Source organism: Senegalimassilia faecalis (genome assembly GCF_004135645.1).
In the GTDB taxonomy this organism is placed as follows: Bacteria; Actinomycetota; Coriobacteriia; order Coriobacteriales; family Eggerthellaceae; genus Senegalimassilia; species Senegalimassilia faecalis.
The window spans coordinates 763394-786790 of record NZ_SDPW01000001.1 but is presented as its reverse complement, the minus strand read 5'-3'; the positions used below and the strand labels follow the sequence as shown (position 1 = coordinate 786790).

Below are 23397 nucleotides of genomic sequence, written 5' to 3'. Positions count from 1 at the left end.
TCTATATATGCACGTTCGGGCGGTTTGCCGTTTGCCGAGCGCGAAATACCGTTGGCACCATGATATCAAAGCATCCGAAAGCCGGGCTATTGGCAAACCAGAAAGCAAGTTATCGCCCCGAGGGATTGCGCAAGACGCGAGACGGGCAGTCCCTAGAGTAAGCGCGGAAAGCGAAACCGTCAGAAATTAGACGCGTTCCTGCTCGATGAATTTGCCGCGAAATGCGCCTCTCGCGTTGGTGTCGGGCTCCTCGTCTATGCGAAAGCGCGCGCAAGGATGGGGCGATAACCGGCACGCCCGTCTGCCTGTTGCAGTTTGCGTAAACGCGCGCTCGGGACCTGTGCAATCCGTGTGAAAATCACGGGATTTCCCCAGTTGAGCATTCGTGGCCCATTGACTTGCTCGCGCCAAAACCCGTAGACTACAAAAGTTCGCTTTCAAAAGCCCCGTAAACGTAGGGTGGAGGCAGCGCCACTGGATGGGGTGTCCAGACCCTGGCCCGGCGTGCTGGCGTAGGAAACCGGCGGCCAACAGACCTGCACTTTTGAAAAACGACACCCTGTGCGCTGTGGTCGCACAGCGTAACAGGAAGGACATGGAGGAAAAAAAGTGAAGACGTATCACGCTAAGCCCCATGAAGTTGAGCGCAAATGGTACATCATCGACGCTGAGGACCAGGTTCTCGGTCGTCTGGCTACCAAGGCTGCTACCATTCTGAAGGGCAAGCACAAGCCGCAGTACACGCCGCATGTGGACACCGGTGACTTCGTGATCATCATCAACGCGGACAAGGTTCGCGTGACCGGTTCGAAGGAACTGAACAAGCGCTACTATCGCCACTCCGGTCATCCGGGCGGACTGAAGTCTGAGACCTTCGCCGAGGCCATGGCCAAGCATCCCGAGCGCGTCATCGAGCATGCCGTCAAGGGCATGCTGCCGAAGAACACGCTGGGCCGTGCACAGGGCATGAAGCTCAAGGTGTACGCTGGTGCTGAGCACCCGCATATGGCTCAGAAGCCGGTCGAGATCAAGATGGAGGACTAACCCATGGCGAATGAAGCATTGTACTACGGCACTGGTCGTCGTAAGAACGCTGTCGCTCGCGTGCGTCTCGTTCCCGGCACCGGCAAGGTGACTGTCAACGGTCGTGACGGCAAAGAGTACTTCGGCCGCGAGGCCCTGCTCGACTATGCCAAGACCCCGTTCAAGGTCACGGATACTGTGGATCACTTCGACGTGCTCGCCCGCATCGACGGCGGTGGCATCTCGGGTCAGGCCGGCGCTCTGCGTCACGGCATCTCCCGCGCCCTGCTGGCAGCTGGCGACTACCGCGCCGAGCTGAAGAAGGCTGGCTTCCTGACGCGCGACGCTCGTATGGTCGAGCGCAAGAAGTACGGTCTGAAGAAGGCCCGCAAGCGCCCGCAGTTCAGCAAGCGCTAAGTTTGCACCTTTCGGTTGCGTTTACGCAGCCGTGCAAGCCACGAAAGCCCGTTCCGCATTTGCGAAGCGGGCTTTCCGCGTTTTTGAGGAGGAGTGCGAGGTGAGCCTTGCGGCGGAACCTCGCAATGGCGACTTTGCTGTGGTAGGCGAGCGTAAGGCGGGCAGGAAGGCTCCTCAACGAACTGGAATTGGGTGATTTGTTGTCGGTATGCGCTGCAAGTAGCGTGTTTCGGATTAAAAATCGCTCATGTATGTGATTTGCTGGTGACATGCCAAGTGCCCATCGGTTGCAGACTGCTGTGACCTGGGCATATGCAAGCAGCAAGTGGCTGTTTGCTCGGGCCGGCAAATTAAATCACATACATGAGCGATTTTCGGCAAGATATGCTACCGCTTGTTGTGATATGCGGTTGTTCGGGGCTACGCATTGATTGCCGTTGGGGAATCTTGGAGTGGTTGGCGGCGACGGGCTTCACGCCGCGCGCGTAACGAAACGTTACCGCCCCTGAAAACTACCGGAAACATAGCGCCGGTACCGTAAGTTATAGCAAGTTGACGTGCAGCTTGTCTGCTCAAGATGCTAAGCTACGAGAATTGGCAAATCCGCTTACCCGTAAGCAGTCTCGAGGGAAGCACGCGTCTGAAAGGTAACTATGAAGGAGCTCACGCCTATGTCGAAAATTCCTGAGATCTACGGCTCGATGGTGTTCAACGAGCACACGATGCAGGAGCGGCTGCCATCTGCAACGTACAAAGACCTGATGAAGACCATCCAGAAGGGTGAGCCTCTGAACCTCGAGGTGGCCAATGTGGTTGCCCACGCCATGAAGGAATGGGCAATCGAGAAGGGCGCCACGCACTACACGCATTGGTTCCAGCCGCTGTCCGGCATCACGTCCGAGAAGCACGACAGCTTCCTGGATCCCACCGGCGACGGCCGCGCCATCATGAGCTTCTCGGGCAAGGAGCTCATCCAGGGCGAGCCCGATGCCTCCAGCTTCCCGTCCGGCGGCCTGCGCGCCACGTTCGAGGCCCGCGGCTACACTGCCTGGGACCCCACCAGCTACGCGTTCATCAAGGACGAGGTGCTGTGCATCCCCACCGCGTTCTGCAGCTATACCGGCGAGGCGCTTGACAAGAAAACCCCGCTGCTGCGCTCCATGAGCGCTATCGACGAGCAGGCCAAGCGCGTGCTGGCGCTGTTCGGCGAGCATGTCGATCGCGTGATCCCCACCGTCGGCGCCGAGCAGGAGTACTTCCTGATCAGCGAGAAGGACTACGCGAAGCGCTCCGACCTCATCATGACGGGCCGCACGCTGTTCGGCTACTCCCCGTTGAAGGGCCAGGAGCTTGAGGAACATTACTTCGGCGCCATCCGCCCCACCGTCAACGAGTTCATGAAGGAGCTGGACAGCGAGCTGTGGAAGCTGGGCGTGTCGGCGAAGACCAAGCACAACGAGGTTGCCCCCGCGCAGCACGAGCTGGCGCCGCTGTTCACGAACGCAAACCGCGCCATCGACGAGAACCTGCTGACCATGGAAAAGATGCGCCTGCTGGCCAGCCATCACGGCTTGGTGTGCTTGCAGCACGAGAAGCCGTTCGATGGCATCAACGGTTCGGGCAAGCACAACAACTGGTCCATTTCCGCCGGCAAGACGAACTTCCTTGACCCTGGCGAAACGCCCATGGACAACCTGCGCTTCCTGGTGTTCCTGACGGGCGTCATCCAGGCGGTCGACGACTACCAGGAGTTGCTGCGCATGACCGTCGCGTCGGCTGGTAACGATCACCGCTTGGGCGCCAACGAGGCCCCGCCGGCGATCGTGTCCATCTTCCTGGGCGACGAGCTGGGCGCCATCGTGGACGCGCTTGTGGACGACCACGAGTACACGTCTGCGGAAAAGGTTGCCGTTGACCTGGGCGTTTCGGTGCTGCCGAACTTCCTGAAGGACAACACGGACCGCAACCGCACCAGCCCCTTCGCCTTCACGGGCAACAAGTTCGAGTTCCGCATGCCGGGCTCGGCGGTGAACTTGGCCGACTGCAACATGGTGCTGAACACGGCCATGGCCAAGTCGCTGAAGGACTTCGCCGACGCCATGGAGGGCAAGACGGGCGAGGAGTTCGAGTCTGCCGCCATCGCCTACATCAAGGAGACGCTGAAGAAGCACCAGCGCATCATCTTCAACGGCAACGGTTACTCCGACGAGTGGCCCGCCGAGGCCGAGCGCCGCGGCCTGGCCAACAACCGCACCACGGCCGATGCGCTGCCGGCGTACGTTGCGCCCGAAAGCATCAAGCTGTTCGAAGAGTTCAACGTGCTGTCCGAGGTGGAGGTGCGCAGCCGCTACGAGGTGAAGCTTGAGAAGTACACCAAGCTTATGAACATCGAAGTGCGCACCATGAAGCGCATGACGCGCCGTACGTACCTGCCGGCCATCAACAAGTACGCCACGCTGGTTGCGAACGAGATCAACGAGCTGAAGTCCGCCGCCGCAGGCATCGACACGTCTGTGCAGGACGAGCTGCTGAAGAAGGTCACCGACGGCATTAAGGAGATCAACGCCGCGCTGAACGACCTGCATGAGGCGCACCTTGAGGCGCGCGCCATCGCCGACGAGCAGGAGAAGGCGAACAAGTACGCGCACGAGATCGTGCCGAAGATGGAACGCCTGCGTGCCGGCGTCGACGCCATGGAGTGCGTGGTAGCGCACGACCTGTGGCCCGTGCCCACCTACAACGACATCCTGTTCTACTGTTAGTCGAGCGGGAAAACATCCGGGATTTGAAGAAGCCGCCCATTGGGCGGCTTCTTTTACGTATGGGGTTGAAAAGGGGGCAAAACGGTCTTGACGCCCTATTCAACAGGCGGGTTTGGGTTCGGATGCATATTGAACCGTAGGGTCGAGCGAAAGCTCGATCCAAATAAAATAGCGCGAAGCGCGTCACCAAATTCGAAAAAAAAGCTAGGAGAGGGTGCTTGTCAATCGGGCCTTAACCTGACAAACGACCTGTCCCCTTGTCAGGTTGGCGAAACCTTATAACTCGTCGGTGTCAAGCCAGATGGTGAAGGGGCCGTCGTTTACGAGACTGACCTGCATCATGGCGCCGAAGCGGCCGGTTTCCACGTGCGGCACGTCTTGACGGGCGCGGGCTACGAACTGCTCGTAGAGGCGCTCGGCCGCATCGGGCGCGCCGGCGTTCGTGAACGAGGGGCGGTTGCCTTTCTTGCAGTTGGCGTACAGGGTGAACTGCGAAACGATGAGCACCTGGCCGTCCACGTCGGCAAGCGAGCGGTTCGTCTTGCCGTTCTCATCCTCGAAGATACGCAGCTTGAAGATCTTGCCCCACAGCCGCTCGATCTGCTCGGGGCCGTCGTCCGCGCCCACGCCCAGCAGGACCAGGTACCCGCGCTCGCACGAGCCCACCGTTTCGCCATCGATATCCACCTGCGCATGCGTCACGCGCTGCACCAAAGCCCGCATAAGGCCCTCCTTTCGTACATGCTTACTCATTAGCATAACGCATTGCGAAGGCCGCAATGGCAGCGCATGCCTCGATGGCTTCAGCGGTCGGACGCTTCGGGTCGCGGACACTTGGGGGACGCTTCGGGGACGTAGCGCTATCTGTCCGGACACATGGGGACGTAGCGTTATCTGTCCGGATTGCGGTCGCGGGGAAGTGCGGATTAGGCGGGCTCCCCGCTGCCACTTGGACGGCTGACATCGCTTCGCGACGGGGAACCCCGGACAGATAACGCTACGTCCCCGAAGTGTCCCCTCGATGCTCGGCTACATGAGCCCGGTCGAGTTCAGATTGGCGGGGCTGACTATCTAAGAAAAGTGTCCAAGAAGGTGTTGCCAATCCAGGAGATGCTATCCCGGATTGGCAACAGGAGTTTCCAGGCGGGTTTGACTTCGGTGCGCTTGCCGTCCTCTTCGATGGCGCGTTCTTCCTCTTTCGTGACGATGGGCAGATGCAGCGTCGAATCCGCTCGGTATATTGAACAGATTCGGTACGTATTTGTTCAATATACCGAACAGGTGGAGGAAGGGCTGGATGCGCGACGGTGCGAGCCTCTAAGCGTTCGTGGCGGTTTTCGCGGAGCGTGCTCGAGCTCCACTGTGCTTCGCTTGATTGATGAAAAAGGGTTGGTTGGCGCAGTCGAGCTAGATGCTCAGGTGGTAATGATGTCGGCGGGGCTAAACCAGTTGAATGTCGTTGGTTGCAAAAGTGTATTCGCTGGTGACAATCGGTAAGTTCGTTTAATCCAAAGTTTACTTCAAGTGGTTTTGCTTGCGTTGACCTGGGCGGGGGGTGACGATAAAATCGTCTCAGCTGTAAGGTGCCGCCGCATTGCAAGCTGCATATGGAATTTAAGCTGCGCCGACGGTCACCTGGTCACGTATCGCGTTGTCAAGACGAAGCATCGCGAACGCTCTGCGTAGGCGCGTCGGGAAACGAAAGGAAGGTGACGGGATGGCTAGGGCATCATTGGGCAACAAAGCGCTCTCCGTGCTGGTAGCGGCTACTATGGTCGTGTCGCTTAATGCGCCAGTTTCGGCTTGGGCCGGCGACGGCGACGCGAGTGCTGAATCGGGCGCAGCTGCCGAACAGCCTCAAGCCGAGAACACGCTGGGGGGGGGGTTCTGAGAATCTAGCTGATTCGAACTCGGTAGATGAAGGTTCCAGCAAGGTAGTTGCTAACGGGCAAGAGTCGGCAGCTCAGAATGCCGACGAATCCCTGCTGGAAGCTGAGACGCCTGCGGCTCAGAAGCTTGCAGCAGAAGATGGCGCAACCGAGATTGAGGAGCCCGTTGTTGCTACAATTCGCGGCAAGGGCGACGGATACAAAACGCTGCAAGATGCCGTTAACGCGGCAGCAAATGGCAATACTGTGATGTTGGCGATGGATGTAACGCTGACCGAATCGGTCGTTATTCCTAAGGGTAAAAGCATCACCATTAATTTGATGAATCATACTATTGCGTCTAAAGGTACCGCAATACTGAATAATGGTACTTTGTATCTTTCGGGCGGATCGACAAGCAAAGAGCCTGGCAAAGTTTCTTCTTCGGAAAACGTTGCAGTTGCAGTTGGTGGAGATGATTCCAAACTCTTCATTAATTCGGGCACCTACGAGGGACGCGAAGGCGCCGTAATCACGGGCAAAGCAACCGGATCTTACATCCAGATTAAAAATGGTACGTTTAACGCTACCGATAATGCGGTAATCGCCGGTAACGGCACCGATCGTGATGGTGAATCCAACGAAATCACGATTAAAGGCGGCATCTTCAACGGTGCCATCGTTACCGATGGCTATATCGCCTGTGGTATCTATGCTCCGTGGAAAGACAAGATTACCGTCTCTGGCGGTACGTTCAACATCACGAACGGTGCCGGTATCGTTGCGCGTGCCGGTAATGTAACAGTTAAGGGTGGTACCTTTAACTGCACGGGTAGCATTAAGGGTTGGGTTGGCGACAATAAAAATCAGCTCCCCTGCGCAGCGCTGGTCTTTGATGCTGCTGCGAATTACCCTGCAAAAACGGATGATTCTAAGATTACCGTTTCAGCTGGCAAGTTTTCTACCGACCCTTCCGCCAATGGAGCAACCTTGGCAGATGGCTACTCGGTAGTGACGTCTGGTGACGGTATGTATGGGCTTTCCAAGACGAATCCTCCGGCAGAGGTCAACGGGGTCAATTATCCCACGCTTTCTAGTGCCATTAATGCCGTTGCGGGCACTAACGATGTTGTCAAGCTGCTGCAGGATATCAATGAGCCTAGCAACTATTACGAAATCAAAGATAAAGTCACCATTGACCTGAATGGTCACAACATCACGGGCAATGGTGCCCACGGTGTATTTGATGTTAAGCTGGTTGGCGATTTAACCATCAAGGGCTATGGCGTGGTTACCGCTGTTGAGAACAGCAAATATGCTATGGCCGTGCAGACGGAGTCGACTGCCGCCAAGGTCACTCTTGAAGGTGGAACTTATAAGCAGCAGATTACGAACACCGATTGCCAGCAGTTCGATATGATTTATGCTTATCAAGGCAACATCGTTGTTAAGGGTGGCACGTTTGAGTCCGCTACGCCTGCATGGACGCTAAACTGCAAAGATGAGAATTGCAAGGCTGGCGAAGCAGACATTAGGGTTGCCGGCGGTGCGTTTAAGGGTTTCGATCCCTCGAACAATACGGCTGAAGGCGAAGGCACGAACTTCATGGCTGATGGCTATTGCGTCATGAAGTCTGGCGAAGACACTGATGCAACATATACCGTTTCAAAAGCTGTGGCTCAAGTGGCTAACGCCAACTATGCATCCGTTCAAGCCGCCATCGATGTCGCAAAGGACGGCGACACCGTCAAGTTGCTGGCGAATGCCGCCGAGGACGTGACGGTCGCCGAGGGCAAGAACCTTACGCTCGACCTTAATGGCTTCAAGCTCACCAACGTCAGGGACCACACCATCACTAATAATGGCACGCTGATTGTCGCAGACTCCAGCACCGCGAAGACCGGCACGGTTGACAACGTCACACATGCTAAGGGTGCGTTGGTCAACAATGGTACGGCTACGCTCAAGGGCGGGTTGTTCGAGCGTAGTCAGGAGAAAGGCGCGCTCGAGCTCTATGGCAATGGAGGCAATAGCTGGTATACGGTTCAGAATAAAGGAACCATGACTATTGAGGGCGGGGCGACTGTCCGCAATGCGGGAGGCTATTCTAGCAATCTCTGTAACGCCGATGACACCAATGCAAAGATGGTTATTAAAGGCGGCATCTTCTCTGGCGGCGTCAACGCGGTGAAGAACGGGTCGAACACTACGCTTGAAATCACTGGCGGTACGTTCACCAATACGAGCCAGTATGTGATTATGAACTGGAGCAAGGCGACTATCTCCGGGGGCAGCTTCACTGCCGAGGGCACGGCTCCTTCCGTTCTCTTCACATCTTCCTACGGGCAGGACACAGATGACCTCAAGGTCTCTGGCGGAAGTTTTGCAGGCGGCAAAACGATGATTCGCAATTATTACAATGCGGAAAATCGTGGCAATGCTGCCGTTTCCGGTGGCACGTTCTCTGCTGAAGTCCCCTCTGATTGCTGCGCCAAGGGCTTTGCTTGCGTTAAGAACAGCGACGGCACTTATGGCATCGCTGAAAAGGGCGTAGAAGTCAAACCTGAGGGTGGCAGTGCTTCTGGCTCCGTTTCCACCTCTGGCGTAGTTGTCGAGCAAGCCGAGCAGCAGAAGGTTGCTGAGTCGGCGGCAAAGGCTGCTGAGTCGATTAAGTATGTTACGGTCGAAACTAGCGCAAGTGAGGTCAATATCGGCGGCGTTACCGTTGACGCAAGTGCTATGGGCAAGGCAGATGAAGTCAACAAGGTTGCTGAGGAGGCAACAAAGAGCGGAGCGTCGGTTAACGTCCAACTTGTTGTTAAGGCTAATCAGGATGTTGTAGCGAACCAGCAAATTGCCGATACCGCCAAGAATGCGACTGTTGTGCCGTTTGAGCTTTCCGTTGATATGGTGACGGAGGTTAAGGACTCCGACAACAATGTGACTGCTGCCGCTACGGTCCCCGTCAAGGAGACTGCGGATCCCATCGAGGTAACGATTGAGGTTGATCCCCAAGTTATCGCTGGCAAGAAGGTCACGGTTGCACGCGTCCACAACGACGAGGTTGACCTTATAGATCCTACCAACGTTGACGAGCAGGGTGGTGCAGTCACGTTCGAGACTGCGAAGTTCTCCGATTACGCTGTGCTTGCAAGCGATGTCAACCAGTCCTATAGCCTTGCAGACTACACTAATGCTAATGGCGGCAGAATGGCTATCAACAACGCTGACTTCAACATGTCCAGCGATTACGCCTTTGCTGGCTGGTACAAGGATTCTAGCTTCACCGAAGCCTACGCAGCGGAAGAAGCGAATGGACAAGCTTACCCCAAGTTTGTCAAGGTTAGCGATTTGATTCATTTCAAGGGCGGGTCGCTGCGTATGGATTTGGGCGATGCCATTACGTCAACCTCGCTTCGTTTTGGCTACGACTTGTCTATACCGGAACAGTGCAGCTTTGTTCAGAACGGATGGGATTGGTATATCCCTGGCGGCAGCGTCAACAGAACCATTGCGAAGGATCGCCAGCTGAATCTTCTTGACGGTACGGTGACTTCCAATATCGTTTTCGCTCCGGTTCCGAAGGCAAGTTACAAGGCGCTTATCAGTGAAAAAGCTTTTGTGGAATACAAGACGGCTGACGGAACTGAAGTAACCGCAAGCGAAGTCGGCTATCAACAGCGATCCGTCTATGAAGTTGCCCAGCTCATCAGGGATTATTCTCTGGCTGGGGCCAATGAAATAGATTATGCAAACAAAGTCATTCAAGCTTGCGAATAGAAAGGGATAAGCGATGGAAAAAGAGCAGTATAAAGAACCGACGATGCAAGTGGTGCTTCTGGGAGAGGATGTGATTACGGATTCGTCTGGCGATACCGTAGTAAATCCTGGGTTCCCTGCCTTACAGCAATAGTCATAGCCCTCGTGATTATTGAATCACGAGGGCTTTTGGTTTTAACCGAGCGCACTCGTTTGCCATTCTGTTTAATGATGCAGGCGTTTGAAGATGCTTGTCGGCGAGAGATAGGGATTCTGGATACGGGTGAGAGCTAATGCCGAGCGGCTCTCGTATGAAAAGCGGTTTGTTGCTCGGCACGCTTTGCTCATGCTAAAGAAAGCGTGTTCGTTCTCCGGGGAAGCAGGTGACGTGAGTATGTACGCAAAATGTGCTCCAATAGATAAGAAGAAAATAACTATTGCCGCAATCGCGATATTCGTCGCGCTCTTGCTAATCGCGACTACTATCGCTTTAGTCACCTGCGGTAAAAGCGATGATTCGGCGAAGTCGGAAGATGCTAAGCAAGTCGGTGCGACTACCGAGCAACCTGCGAACGATAAATCCGATGCGCAGTCGAGCGGCCAGAAGACGACGCAGGGGACGAACTCGCAGTCGCCGGTTGGCCAGAGTCGATCTGGTGGATCGGGCTCTGCGGCAGCAGGTATCGGATCCGGTGGCGGTGCGGACGATGGGTCGGCTGACAATGTGGTGGACTTTGGCAGCATTGCCGGCGGTAATGGCGATGCCTCCGATTCGCGCAACGATCAGCCGGCGGCGGAAGGCTCCGGTGACGGTAATGCTTCTGGTGGTAATGGCGAGTCCGACAACTCGAATTCCAGCAATTCGGGTAATGGCGGAGTAGGCTCTTCTGACAAGCCTTCGAGCGAAGGTGGCGTTTGGACGGGTTACTACTAAGTTATGAAGAAGCACGCGGATAATGGTGGCAACGGGCTCGAGAAAACGCGTTTTCGGGTTCGTCTTGCCGGCTTGACGGTAGACATACTGGCTCTTCATCAGGATGTTCGGCATCTGTGCAAAGACTACTTGGAAAAGTGCGACGATGCTGTGGCTGCGGACTTGGTTGTATTGATGTCCCAAGAAGCCATTGATGCCGAGCGAGCGATTGCGACTGAAGGTCGCCATTGGGCGGATTCGTATTTGGAAACGTTGGCGGTTTTGCGCAGCATCGCGAATGAGCTGCCGCAACACAATCGCATGTTGGTGCATGGGGCGGTTATCCAATACGCGGGCAAAGCGTATCTGTTCATGGCGCCAAGCGGAACGGGCAAATCGACACATATTATGCTATGGCGGCAATACCTGGGTGCGGGCGTGCGAGTCGTGAACGGCGACAAGCCGTTCGTGCGCATTCCTGCGGCCGCCGATGAGTCACCCATTGCGTACGGTACGCCTTGGGCAGGTAAAGAAGGCTGGCAGGAGAATGCGTCGGCTCCCCTGGCGGGTATCGTGCTGATCTCGCGCAGCGACGTGGGGGCTTCGTCTATTTGCCGTATAGAACCAGCTGCGTGTTTGGGCAAGGTGGTACGTCAGGTTTACCTGCCTGGAGACGCTTGTGCGGCGGGGAACACGCTTGACTTGCTTGATGCGCTGGTCTCGCGCGTGCCTCTGTTTTCGCTGGCTTGCGATATGTCCGAAGACGCCGTTCGTACAAGTTTCGAAGCGCTTACGGGATTGCCGTATCGGCCGGCAATCTAGCTATCGGAACGCCAGTGCTTGCTTCTCTCGACAATCGACTTTCGAGGTGAGTAAGCACCTTATTTGTTGCTAATCATTGGGAGGCAGATGTGCGGCTGCTGCTGTCTCCGGTTTATCGGGAAGAGGCGTTATGCGTATCAAAGAGGGTTTTGTGCTGCGTGAAGTTGCCGGTCAGGTGGTCGTTATCGCCACCGGCGAAGCTAGCAAGGGCTTTCACGGCATGATCAAGCTGAACGAGACGGGTCGCGTAATCTGGGAAGGACTTGCGGCGGGCAAATCGAACGAGGAGATTGCGGCTGACCTTGTGTCTGCGTATGAAGTAGACGGCGAGAAAGCCGCGACGGATGTTGCTGCGTTTGTGAAGCAGGTTGCTGAAGAGGGATTTTTGGCATAGGCGGTGTCTCGGTCCGGCAAACATATAGAAGAGGTGCTTGCTCAGCAAGGTGTGTACGTGAGCACTACGGTAGGGGTGAGCATGTGTCCGATGCTGCGCAACCGGCGCGATACCATCGTCGTCGAGCCGCTGCATGGCCGTCGGCTTCGCAGGTTCGAGGTTCCTCTGTATCGCCGCGGTGACGACTATGTGTTGCATCGATGCGTCGAGGTTCACTCTGACAGCTACACCATGTTAGGCGATAACTGCTTAAACAAGGAACCCGATATTCCAGATGAGCGCGTTATCGGCGTGCTGACGGGGCTTTATCGTGGTGAGAAGAAGATAGATATGGACGGTTTGCCTTATCGAGCGTATGTGCGTGCGTGGTATGCGATTTATCCGCTACGCCGTTATGCTATGCGGGCACGTGCTTTTGCCGGGCGCGCTAAACGGTGCTTGAAGGGCAGCAAAAGGCAGGCGCGTCATCGCGCGATTGGGTCAGACGCCGCTAGCGTTGCAGGGAGCTGCGGCAAGCGTGAGTCCGGACAGCGTGCTGCCGTCGACGCATCTGGTGTATGCGAAGAACCCGGGAAAGACAAGTCCCAATGAATATAAGGCAGAAGCTGCAACATGTGTTCGGTGGCGGGATGCCTGCGCGCCGCTGGATTGCTGGCGTCATTGGCCGAGCGGGGCTTACTCGCATTGTGGCGCTGTGTGGTTTACAGAGTCTGATGGCATTAAACGCTGTCGGCTTTGCGCTGGCGATGCAGAAGACCATTGATGAGGCGGTTGCAGGAAGCTTCAATGGTTTCTGGCTGTGGTGTGGAGTGTTCGCCGGGATTCTGTGCGTTCAGGTCGCTTGTATCGCCGCCAATCGGGCTCTTCTTGAGCGAACCCTGTCGCGTTTCGAGAATCAGCTGCGTTGCCGCGCCTTTGCCGACGTGCTCGCACAGCCATACGAACGCGTGCAGCATCGGCATTCCGGAGAGCTGATGACGTGCATGACCTCGGACGTTTCCGTTGTTGCCGATGGCGCCTGCACCCTCATTCCGACAATGGTTTCCATGACGGTTCGCTTGGTTGGTGTTGTAGCAGCCTTGTTTGCCCTGGCGCCAAGCTTGACGCTTGTTTTTGTGGTTGGCGGCTGCATTGCCGCATCAGCTTCATTGGCTGTGCGCCCGCTACTGAAGCGACTGCATGCGGGCATGCAGGAAGCTGAAGGAAATATGCGCAGTTACCTGCAGGAATGCTTGGACAGTTTGTTGGTTGTGCACGCGTTTTGCTGCGAACGTAAGGTATGCGAGCGCGCCGAGCGCGCCATGGCCGCTCACCGATGTGCGCGTTTGCGTAAGGCGGATGTTTCCAACGGCTGCAGCACGGCGCTTGTGCTGGCGGTGCAGATGGGGTATGTGCTGGGCTTCGGTTGGTGCGGCTTTGGCATCCTTAACGGAACCTGCACCTACGGAACGCTTATGGCGATAGTTCAGCTTATAGGTCAGATTCAGTCACCGTTTTCCAGCTTAGGTGGATCGTTCTCAAAATACTCGTCCATGCTTGCAAGTTCTGAGCGCCTTATGGGGCTCAATCGGGAGATAGATGGCAAGCAAAGTACAACGACTTTGCGGGATAGCGTTGGTGCTGTTCTGCAAGCAAGTGCAATCAATGTTTCAGAAGGCGACGGAGCTGGTGCGCGGTCGAGAGGCAGCGGCTCGTCCGGCCTTGATGTCAAAATGCAAGTTAATGTCGCGACGAAAGCAAGCATGAGTGCCGAGGTCTTTGCCGGCGATGATGTCGTTTTCGAATCTGCATCGTTCTCAAAGTTGGAGTTGCGTGGAGCGTCGTTTGCGTATGATTGCGGCGATGATGTGCTGCATGGCTGCGATTTTGCGCTGAATGCGGGCGAATTCGTGGGCCTGGCTGGTCCGAGCGGTGTTGGCAAGTCAACGTTGACGAAGTTGCTGCTGGGCGCATATATGCCGCAATCGGGCGAGGCGTGGGCGCAGGATGCTGGCGGCATACGTGTCCCGCTTTGCGAGGCAAAGGGGCTTTTTGCGTTTGTTCCGCAAGGAAATCGCCTGATGGCAGGTACGATTTGCGATACTGTCGCTTTTGCCGAACAGGGTAACGACCTTGATTTGCAACGCGTTGTTGCTGCTTGCAAGGCGGCATGTGCATGGGACTTCATTAGGGCGTTGCCGCAGGGATTGGACACGCCTTTAGGGCAGCGCGGAACGGGGTTATCTGAGGGGCAGATGCAGCGGCTGGCCGTTGCGCGCGCCGTATACAGCCAGGCGCCGGTGCTGCTGCTTGATGAAGCGACCTCGGCGCTCGATGCCGAAACCGAGCGCAGGATGCTGGCCAACCTGCGCGCACTGCCCGGCAGGGCTGCCGTGCTGGTGACGCATCGGGAGGCGACGCTTGCCGCATGCGATCGCGTAGTGGAAATGCGCAAGGGGGCCTGCGTCGAACGATAGCGCGAGGCAGGCTACTGAAGCTTGCGATAGTGAATTGGCAAGATGGCGATACGACGCTCAGGAGGCTTTGGAGCCAGGGCACTTGCTCTGAGCGTTTCCCCGTTTTCTATTTCGGCGGGTATATGAGAAAGGATGCATTGTGGAAAACGAAATGCTCGATCGGGCGGGACGATATCTGGTGCATCTCATCGATTGCGGTCTGCATGACGTGCCAGCGCAGCCAATACCCGTCGGCGTGACCTGGCGGTGCGTGCATGCGCTTGCTGAACATAACAGCGTTGAGGGTATGGCGTGGTTTGGCGCGGAAACCCGTGACGATATTCCCGCTGATCTGAGAAGGCAATGGGAAAACGAAGCCCAGATAACGCTGTTTCGTCGAGTTCGCTTCGATGCGGAACGAGAGCTGGTATTTGCTGCATTGGCGCTCGAGGGCCTATCGTGCCTCCCAATGAAAGGCGCGCTTCTGGCGGATTATTACCCGCGTCCTGAAATGCGATCTATGGCTGACAACGACTTTCTGTACGGGTTTGTTGAGCCTATCGAGGACGAAGGCTTCCGCATTTGCGGCGCAACGCATGCGGAGCGCGAAGCGACGGTGGAGCGTGGCATCCGTGTTATCGAGCGCGTGATGCATGACTTGGGTTACACCACGAAGTCGTTGCGCGTGGGCAATCATGAGTCGTTCGAAAAGCAGCCGATCTTCAATTTCGAACCGCATCGTTGCCTCGTGTCGTCCTCAAGCCCCATGGCCGCTTACTACGAAAACCCATGGAAACGCGCTATTCGAGATGAGCACGACCCGCATCTGTTCCGCTTCTCTGATGAGGATGAATACGTCTATATTATGGCGCACGCGTTCAAGCACTTCGATGCCGCAGGTTGCGGTATCCGCTTCGTGGTCGATACGCGTGTGCTTCTTGACGTTAAAGGTATGGACATGGATTGGGACTATGTGTTCTCCGAGTTGCGAGAGACTGGTCTGCTCGATTTCGAGGCTCGTGTGCGTGCGCTGGCTGACGTGGGCTTCGGCGGAGCTTGCGCCGTTGATCCGCTGCCGTTCGAGCAAGCGGATCTCCTTCGCTATTTACTGAGGAGCGGTACGTATGGCAACAGCAATCGAATGGTGGAGAACCGGCTTGATAAGCAGAAGGCGAAGCACGAAGGCGATTTGGGCGCCGCAAAGCGCGGTTACCTGCGCGAGCGCTTAACCAACGATGAGGCGCTGGGGTACTTGTTCCCGCGCGCTTCCAGAATCGCGCCATTGCGCCCGGCGTTGCAGCTGGTGCGATATGCGCGCGGAATCGTTCGCAACCCGAAAAAAATTGCGAATGAGGTAAAACTACTGATTAAAGCGAAGTAAAGCCTTTGCCGTCGGACACTTCGGGCGGACACTTGGGGACGTAGCGTTATCCGTCCGGATTGCGGTCGCGGGGGAAGTGCGGCCCAGGTCGGCTCCCCGCCGTCTCTTGGGCGGCGGACATCGCTTCGCGACGGGGAATCCCGGACAGATAACGCTACGTCTCCAAGTGTCCATGCGAAGGTCGGGACCGTCCTTCTTTACGCCTTCTCCTCTTGGATCAGGTCGATCATCTCTTGGCTTGAGTGCACGCCGAGCTTTTGGTAGATGTGCTGGCGGTGGGTGCTGACTGTGCTTTTTGACAGGCATAGCTGCTCTTGGATGTAGGCCAGGTTGCGACCCTTGGCGAACATCGTCATGATCTCGGTTTCGCGCGCATTCTCGGCCGCTGCTCATGTTAATCAAACCTAACTCGTTAACCAATGTCTTCTCAGGTCAACGCCATCATGCTACTGACATGATTTCGCCATTCCGCCCTCAACCATGCAACCGGCCGGATTCGCGCCGCCCGCTTGTCGCCGTATCGTGGCCAGTGTCGAACGCGCTGCGCGCAAGCCCTGCCCAAGGCAGTGCGCGGCAGCTCGAAGTCGGCGGCGGGCACGCCCCGCGGCCGACTAGAGGGGCGGCAAGCGGCTCGGACGAGAGGCCGCAAACCGCAAGAGGAGACGGCGCACCACGCAAGCGCGCCACAAGAAAGGAGGATGCATGGGCAAGCTCACGATGACGCGTCGCACGTTCGCGAAGATGACTGCCGCTACCGCTGCTGCGGTCGGAATCGCAGGCACCGGCACCGCGCTGGCCGAATCCAGCGCCAGCTCCACGTCGACCGGCGAGGTCAAGCGCATTCGTTCCACGTGCCGCGGCTGCGGCAAGATGGAATGCGGCGTGTGGGTGTACGTGCAAGACGGCAAGGTCATCCGCAGCGAAGGCGACGAGGCCGCCTTCTAGTCCATGGGCAACCACTGCTCGAAGGGCCAGGCATCGCTGCAAGCCGCGTACCATCCGGACCGCCTGAAGTACCCCATGAAGCGCACGAACCCGAAGTGCAACCCCAGCTGGGCAGACGCCACCAGCATCTACAAGACCATCGAGTCGGGCCGGCTGTACTGCGACGGCGAGACCGACGACGAGAAGTGGCCCATCGACGACGCTGAGAACGTGTGCAACAGCATCGCGCTGGCCGGCTTCAAGATTCCCGATTGGCAGGACTACAAGAAGGCGTTCCAGGGCGAGCGGCGCATGGGATGCGTGGGCTGCGGCCGCGCTGCCCGCCCTATCGAACGCAGTCTTGCAGCAGGAACTTCCAGGCGGGCTTCACTTCAATGCGTACCCCATTTTCTTGGATTTCGCCCTCTTCTTCTTTCGTCACGATCGCAAGTCTGCGCACAGAATCGTCCACGTGAGCAAGCTTCACCAGGCTGCCGACTTCGCGCGGGCGTGCGCTTTCGGAAAGGGAATATGCAACTTGAACGGCCAGCCCTTCTTCGGGAACGAAGAAGTCGATGTCGATTCCTGTTTTCGCGGACCTGATATAGCGCAGTCCTTCGCCGAACACCCCCCGCAAAGCGACGGCGATTTCGTTCTCGAGCAAGGTGGGCTCTTTGTCCACAAGGAATAAATTGAGCAGCCCGTTGTCGCTGAAGTAGCGTTTTGGGTTGCCTTCGCGTTCGACAAACTTCGCTACGGTGTTTTCGACGTCGAACAGCAGATATGCCTCTCTGGCCATCGCAAGGTAGTCGATGACCGTATTCTTGCCGACTTTGTAGCCGATGCCGCTTAGCATGCCGTGAAGCATCGTGTACGACGACTCGCGTCCAACGGTCTCCGCGGCTTTCTTCATGAGCACCCTCAGGGCATCGGGGTTGCGAACATTGTTGCGTGCGGCAACGTCGCCCAGGAGCACCTTCTGGTAAACGCTTTCGACGTATTCGCGCTGCGACTGATATCTCAGCGATTCGGGAAAACCTCCGTTTTGGTAAAACGAATCGAACGCTCCCAGAATTCGTCCCCGCGATTTCGTGGCGTAGATGGCGCCGCTGTCGTGAGGGATTCCGAGGGCTTCAAGGTACTCGTCAAACCGATAGGGGCTTACGTGCTTCGTAAGGTATCGCCCTCCAAGTGTCGTGGCGATTTGGCTGCTGAGCATGCTTGCGTTGCTGCCGGTTATGTAGACGCGCTCGTTTGCGTCGGCAAGCCTACGGGCGAATTTTTCCCACCCAGGGATGTTTTGGATTTCGTCGAAGAAGAAAAAACCTTGCTTGTCGGTGAGCTCGGCAAGGGTTTCGGTGATGTCGTTGAAATCATTGAGCCCGAATTCAGCGAGGCGTTCGTCTTCGAAATTGACGTAAATGATTTGATTCCATGTTGCTCCAGCGCGAACCAAATCTTGCGCGACTTTGTAGAGCAGCGTAGATTTGCCCGACCTGCGCAGGCCCGTAACAACGTAATTTGCTTGGGGGTCGAATGAATAGCGTCGCGGTACAATAGTCGCGTTTTTGATGACCTGGTGTTGATCGAAGATGATTGTCTTCAGTATCTCGTGGTTCATGAGCAAACCTTTCGAGGTTGTTCTGTATACAGAACAGATTATAGGTGAATCCGTTCAGTATACAGAACAAAAATGGGTGAAATCTGTTCTGTATACTGAACAGACCGATAGCGAAGGCGCGCGGTGGTGTGCGCTGGTGCGAGGAAGGAACAACTATGCAGGAAGTGCTGTTTGTGGAATACCCGAAGTGCTCGACGTGTCGGAAGGCGAAGGCGTGGCTGGACGCGCATGGCGTGGCGTATGTCGATCGCGACATTGTGACCGACAACCCCACGGCTGCCGAGCTGGCCGAATGGCACGCGAAAAGCGGGCTGCCGCTGCGCCGGTTCTTCAACACCAGCGGGCAGTTGTATCGCCAGCTGAACGTGAAGGCGCAGCTTGACGCGGGCATGTCCGACGCGCAGGCCTACGACCTGCTGGCAACGAACGGCATGCTGGTGAAGCGCCCGATCGTCGTCGGCCCCGACTTCGTGCTCGCCGGCTTCAAAGAGGCGGACTGGGAAGCAGCCCTGCTATAAGCCAGCGTTGCGATGAATGTTGACCCGCTTTTGCTCTAGCGGAACATTGCTCAACGCGTGCACCCGAAAATTCAGGTGGCTACTGGGCTCCAGGGCGTAGAGTTGAGCGGGTGTTGTACCTCAAATAGGCTGCCTTGCAAGAAGACTCGTAGGGAAGAGCGAAAGCTCTTCCCTAACTAGAAAGCGCGAAGCGCGTCACCAAATTCCCTTTGGGGGGCAGTGACACGCTTCGCGCTTGTTTGCTACTGGCGCACATTCGCCCAGCCCTACGTTGTGGCTGGCGAAGCATCTGCTCCCTTCGCCAGCCTTTATGCTAGCTGCTCGGTAAAGTCGCTGGGCGGGATGATGCACATGCGCGTGCCGTTTTGCAGGCGGATGCGGCCGATGTGCAGCTTCAGGCGCCCGGCCGTCTCCAGGTCGGTCATGCCGAAGCGCGACACCACCAGCTTCTGGCTTGCCTTGCCAGCCAGGGCGTACGCGCGGCGCACGTCTTTCTCGTGCTCGCGCTCCTGCTTGTCAAGCGGCATCTCGGCGCTGTCGTAGTACTCGCGGCACGGGATGAAGCCGGCCACGAACCCGGCAACCACCAGCATCTTCGGCGACAGGCCCGCAACCTGGTCGTACAGCACAACCTGCACGGCGTCGGCGGCGTCGATGGTGGGGGCCAGCAGGCGAGCGCGGAAGCGTGCGGCCATGGCGGCGGCGGAGTTGTCTTCGCTGGCCAGACACAGGCTGCGCACCACGGCCGGGGCGGTTGCTCCCGCCTCACCGGTTACCAGCTCGGCAAGCTTGTCCAGCAGTGCGGAACCTTCAAGCCCTGCGGCAGCTTCGATTACGGAAAGGCCTGCTGCGTGCGCATCGGCAACGCGCTTGGCGCCTACCACGCGGTCGATCTCGCCTGTGCTCACGGCCTGTGCGCCGCCCAGCACGTCGCGCAGTGCTGCCACCAGGCCCCCGTTGCGCTCGTCGGCGTACGCGCGCAGGTTCGCGATGGCGGAGCTGTTGGCCAGCCAGTCGTTGTAGCCGCACCAGCAGCGCCATGCCAGCGCATTCTCGGGATTTGCCACCAGGTCAAGCGCCGTCAGCACGCGCGCCGGCACGCAGCGCGCGTTGTCGCGGATGTCGCCGCGCACGGGCTGGCGGTCGGTCAGGATGCGCGCGGGAACCTTTGCGGCCAGCAGGGCCTTCGTGATGTTGCGCGCCCAGATGCCGTTCGGCACGGTCACCACTACGTCGGCCGGGGACACGCCCTCGGCAACGGCGTCGGCCACGCGCTTGGCCGCGCCCACGAATTCGTTTTCGGGCTCGGGGAAGTCAAGCACTTCGGTTGCACCTGCGGCAGCGCTGTCTGCGGGCCGGAATGCCACGGACTCCACAGCCGGGTCGGCCAGTAGCTTCGCAGCAGCCTGCGCGCCCGCGGCGCACGTGCGGCACTCGGTCAGCTCAACGTCGGCGGCACCGGCGTGCGCGTCCACGAACTCGTCCAGGCCGGCGGCGTACGGGTAGCTGTCGTACACTTCCACGCAGGCCACGCGGTCGCCCGCAATGGTAAGCGATTCGCGCGCCACCAGGCCTGCCAACAGCTGCGATGTCTTGCTGATGCGCTGGTAGTCGTCCACGAACACGTGGGCGAACGCGTGGGCATCGCGCGCGCCGGCATGGCTGCGCAGGTAGTTCACGGCCAGGTTGCCCAGTTCGGGCTCAAGGATGCTGCGCGTGAACGCCAGGTTCGCCTTCACCAGCTCGTGGATGTTCGATTCCTCGCCGGCCAACAGCCAGTTCTCATCGTCGTCGGCAAGCTCGGTCCAGCTGCGGTAGAAGAATTTCAGCATCTCGCGCAGGCGCTTCGGGCGCAGGCCGCTGACTTTCATGTCCTCAAGCAGGAACAGCTTCTCGTAATCGGTCAGCAGGCGCGGCTCGCGGCCCGACCAGCGGATGGCCTCGGCGTCGCTCATCACGTCGAGCGCCAGCGCGCGCGGCGTGGTAACCGCAACGTCGGCGGCGCTTACGCCCGCAGCTTCGGCGGCGGCGTCAAGGCGCGCCTTGAACGCCAGCGCGGCTTGCGGCGTGGCGCACAGCACCAGCACGTCGGTGGCTTTCGCGCCCTGCTTCAGCGCCTCGACCGCGCGGCTGATAAGTTCCTGCGTTTTGCCGGTGCCCACACCGCCAACGATGCGCGTTGCGGCAACCTGCGATTGATCCTGCGTCATTTCAGACCTCCCAGCTGATGTCTGCTTATACCTATATATATGGCGAACGCGTTGGTCCTGTGCCCCGCTGCGAGCATTGACGCTCTTGCGCGGCGAACGCCAGAACCTTGCGTTCCGATGAGCGAACGCGCAAGCGCGTCCGCGGTATATTCCATAAAACAACGAACGCTTTACCTTGCGTTCGCAAAGCACCCCCTCGCCACGCGCGCCGATGCTTGCCGGCTGCGACGGGGGAGTGGGACAAAGGGACTGTCCCTCTGTCCCACTTTTGCGCTTCGCGAAATGGAGGGGTGCGAGGCGAAGCGCGCTTCAATGGTGCAAGGGGGAGCGGCGCCCTCTTCTGTGGGGAGGGAGGGGGGTGAGAGAGCGCTGCTCCCGGGTAGAAGGTGGCCTATCCCCCAAGGCCCTTGCTAAGCCACCCTCTACCCGGGAGGCCGGGCGCGCGGCCCGGCGATTCCCGTCGTGCTGCGCGGGAAGTACCAGTTCCCGCGCTGGCTGCCGGCCGGCAAGGCGCCTGTGCGCCCGCCGCCCGCAAGCCCCGCCAGCGTGCACGTGTCGCCGGCGGCAAATCCTGCAGCAATGGCGTTGCCGCAGGTCAAGCAACTACTCGTTCTTCGCCAGCGTAACTTTCTCGCCTTTCTTGGCGATCAGCGGCATGGTGATGGCGTTCGCGGGGCACGCGTCCACGCAGCTGCGGCACTTCGTGCACTCGCTCCAGGCGGCCTCGGAAAGCTCGGGGTGGCGCGGGTCGATGCCCTCGTTGCAGGCCTTGCCGCAACGGCCACACGTGGCGCCCTTGCTGGTTTCCAGGCACTTCGCGTCATCGATGGTGGGCTTGAACGTGCGGTTCAGCTTCGCGATAAGGCTCATGAACGCCGACAGCGGGCACAGCTTGTGACACCATTTCTTGAACAGCACCACTTCAGCGATCAGCAGCGCCGGCACCACGATGAGCGACCATGTGACATCGCCCTGGCCGAACAGGTTCACCAGCAGCAAAATGGTGGCGAACGTCAAGCCGATGGGGCACACCAGGCAGAACACCGGGAAGCCGAAGATGAACGTGGACACCAGCGCGCCGCCCAGCACGAAATGACGGGCGTCAACGGCGTCGCCGCGCTTCTTCGCGCAGCTGGCGCAGCCGGCCAGGCCCTTCGCGTCCTTCTCGCAGCCGGTGGCAAGCGCGGCCTTCTCCTCGTCGGTCAGCGGGGCCACGTTGGCGGCCTTGGCGCCGTCGGCGTCTTTGGCCTTCGCTTCTTTAGCTTGCGGCTTGCTGAACAGGTCGCGCAGCTTCTGCACCAGCGGCACCGGGCAGATCCAGCCGCAGAACGCGCGGGCGAAGATGACGATAAGCACCACCATGATGACCAGCGACACCAGTGCGCGCGGCACCATCATCTTGCTGGCAAGCATGGTGCCCAGCGCGCCCAGCGGGCACAGGATGGAGATGTCCCAGATGCCCGGCGCCGAAATGGTGCCGATGCCCAGGTTCGTCAAAAAGCCGACGAACACAATGACGATGACGGCAAGCGCCGTTAAGGTGCGCAGCGTCTTCGAATTCTTTTTCATGACCGCACCTTACCTTTCTACCTGGTCAAGCGGCTGGATGGTGATTGCTCGCGCCGTGGCGCCCTCGGAAATGGAACCGTTTTGCAGCGACACGCACACGCTTTCGCAGGCACCGCAGCCGTTGCATTTGTTCTCAAGGACCACCGGGCGATTGTCGCCGTCAAGCTCCATGGCCTGGTAGGGGCACGCATCGTAGCAGAAGCGGCAGCCGATCAGCTTGTACGCCAGGCACCAGTCGGTGTTGATGACGGCGCGGCCGATGATGGTGTTCTCCTTCGTGGCGCCGGCCGGCAGCTCAAGCGCCTTCGTGGGACAAGCGCTTACGCACAGCGGGGTGCCGCCGTTTTCCTCGGTGCACCAGTCGCAGTAGTTGTCGCTGAAATCGAACGTTGGCGTGCGCATGTTCAGGATGCCGTCTTCGATGTGCGCCGGGCGAATGACGTCGCGCGGACAGATCTCGTAGCACTTCTCGCAGCGGATGCATGCGCTGATTAGGCGCTCGTCATCCTGGCCTCCCGGAGGGCGAATGATGGCCTGCGGGGCCACGTACTTCAGCCCGCCCAAGCCCAGCATCACGGCGGCGCCGCCGATGCCCAGGCACAGCGTGCGGCGGGTCATGCCGCCGGTCCTCTCCTGCTTTTCGGCAGCTTGCGCCCTTGCCGCGCCCGCTGCCTGGCTCGTCTTGTCCGCGCGGCCTTCGGGCAGGTCCGTGCGGTTTTCTGTAGTAGTCATCGCTCCTTCTTTCGTTCGCCCGATGTCGGCCCCCACGCCGGCGCCCTCC

General features: G+C 58.5%; 17 protein-coding genes and 1 pseudogene. 12 read left to right on the top strand and 6 right to left on the bottom strand.

The genetic code is table 11. The features are described from left to right. The first annotated feature begins 609 nt into the window (after window positions 1-609). The 3 genes from rplM (at window position 610) to ET524_RS03400 (ending at window position 4202) form a co-directional block, all read left to right on the top strand. Window positions 610-1044: a 50S ribosomal protein L13 gene (gene rplM, locus ET524_RS03410; protein WP_129423345.1), complete on the top strand. Its 435-nt coding sequence runs from the start codon at window positions 610-612 to the stop codon at window positions 1042-1044. 3 nt (window positions 1045-1047) lie between these two features. Further along, entirely contained in the window at window positions 1048-1440 is a 393-nt protein-coding gene (gene rpsI, locus ET524_RS03405) for a 30S ribosomal protein S9 (protein ID WP_129423344.1), read from the top strand. 671 nt (window positions 1441-2111) lie between these two features. Then, a complete protein-coding gene (locus ET524_RS03400) occupies window positions 2112-4202 on the top strand; it encodes a glutamine synthetase III family protein (protein WP_129423343.1) in 2091 nt (696 codons plus the stop codon). A 276-nt stretch (window positions 4203-4478) separates the two neighbouring features. Here the strand turns inward: ET524_RS03400 and dtd are convergent, their stop codons facing one another. Then, window positions 4479-4925, bottom strand: a complete 447-nt coding sequence (gene dtd, locus ET524_RS03395; RefSeq protein ID WP_129423342.1) for a D-aminoacyl-tRNA deacylase — start codon at window positions 4923-4925, stop codon at window positions 4479-4481. A 1103-nt stretch (window positions 4926-6028) separates the two neighbouring features. Here dtd and ET524_RS03390 point away from each other — a divergent pair. The 7 genes from ET524_RS03390 to ET524_RS03360 all read left to right on the top strand — a co-directional run bounded on the left by ET524_RS03390 (window position 6029) and on the right by ET524_RS03360 (window position 15774). Continuing rightward, complete coding sequence (locus tag ET524_RS03390; protein WP_129423341.1) at window positions 6029-9850, top strand: hypothetical protein; 3822 nt, start codon at window positions 6029-6031, stop codon at window positions 9848-9850. Between the two features lie 367 nt (window positions 9851-10217). Continuing rightward, a complete protein-coding gene (locus ET524_RS03385) occupies window positions 10218-10763 on the top strand; it encodes a hypothetical protein (protein ID WP_129423340.1) in 546 nt (181 codons plus the stop codon). Window positions 10764-10766: 3 nt separating this feature from the next. Further along, on the top strand, window positions 10767-11564 hold the full coding sequence (locus ET524_RS03380; protein ID WP_129423339.1) for a hypothetical protein: 798 nt from the start codon (window positions 10767-10769) through the stop codon (window positions 11562-11564). Between the two features lie 130 nt (window positions 11565-11694). Further along, on the top strand, window positions 11695-11958 hold the full coding sequence (locus ET524_RS03375) for a PqqD family protein (protein ID WP_129423338.1): 264 nt from the start codon (window positions 11695-11697) through the stop codon (window positions 11956-11958). Between the two features lie 57 nt (window positions 11959-12015). After that, complete coding sequence (locus tag ET524_RS03370; protein WP_201738638.1) at window positions 12016-12549, top strand: S26 family signal peptidase; 534 nt, start codon at window positions 12016-12018, stop codon at window positions 12547-12549. Then, complete coding sequence (locus ET524_RS03365; RefSeq protein WP_161566594.1) at window positions 12546-14414, top strand: ABC transporter ATP-binding protein; 1869 nt, start codon at window positions 12546-12548, stop codon at window positions 14412-14414. The genes ET524_RS03370 and ET524_RS03365 overlap by 4 nt, the downstream gene beginning before the upstream one ends. Window positions 14415-14553: 139 nt before the next feature. After that, window positions 14554-15774 (top strand): nucleotidyltransferase domain-containing protein, encoded by a 1221-nt coding sequence (locus tag ET524_RS03360; RefSeq protein ID WP_129423336.1) that lies wholly within the window; start codon window positions 14554-14556, stop codon window positions 15772-15774. A 197-nt stretch (window positions 15775-15971) separates the two neighbouring features. Here ET524_RS03360 and ET524_RS03355 read toward each other — a convergent pair. Next, a pseudogene (locus ET524_RS03355) lies at window positions 15972-16136 on the bottom strand (response regulator transcription factor); the annotation flags it as partial. Window positions 16137-16476: 340 nt separating this feature from the next. On the opposite strand from ET524_RS03355, the gene ET524_RS03350 reads away from it, so the two are divergent. Beyond that, the gene (locus ET524_RS03350) at window positions 16477-16719 is read left to right on the top strand and encodes a hypothetical protein (RefSeq protein ID WP_201738636.1); all 243 of its coding nucleotides are present in this window, start codon (window positions 16477-16479) and stop codon (window positions 16717-16719) included. A gap of 325 nt (window positions 16720-17044) precedes the next feature. Here ET524_RS03350 and ET524_RS03345 read toward each other — a convergent pair whose 3' ends face one another. After that, window positions 17045-18319, bottom strand: coding sequence for an ATP-binding protein (locus ET524_RS03345; protein WP_129423335.1), 1275 nt, complete (start codon window positions 18317-18319; stop codon window positions 17045-17047). 155 nt (window positions 18320-18474) lie between these two features. Between ET524_RS03345 and ET524_RS03340 the strand changes: the two genes are divergently transcribed. Continuing rightward, entirely contained in the window at window positions 18475-18837 is a 363-nt protein-coding gene (locus ET524_RS03340; protein ID WP_129423334.1) for an arsenate reductase family protein, read from the top strand. Window positions 18838-19145: 308 nt separating this feature from the next. On the opposite strand, the gene ET524_RS03335 is transcribed toward ET524_RS03340, so the two are convergent. The 3 genes from ET524_RS03335 to ET524_RS03325 form a co-directional block, all read right to left on the bottom strand. After that, on the bottom strand, window positions 19146-21047 hold the full coding sequence (locus ET524_RS03335) for a UvrD-helicase domain-containing protein (RefSeq protein WP_129423333.1): 1902 nt from the start codon (window positions 21045-21047) through the stop codon (window positions 19146-19148). Window positions 21048-21650: 603 nt separating this feature from the next. Continuing rightward, window positions 21651-22616 (bottom strand): 4Fe-4S binding protein, encoded by a 966-nt coding sequence (locus ET524_RS03330; protein ID WP_129423332.1) that lies wholly within the window; start codon window positions 22614-22616, stop codon window positions 21651-21653. A 9-nt stretch (window positions 22617-22625) separates the two neighbouring features. Then, window positions 22626-23348, bottom strand: coding sequence for a 4Fe-4S dicluster domain-containing protein (locus tag ET524_RS03325; RefSeq protein WP_201738635.1), 723 nt, complete (start codon window positions 23346-23348; stop codon window positions 22626-22628). Between the last annotated feature and the right edge of the window lie 49 nt (window positions 23349-23397).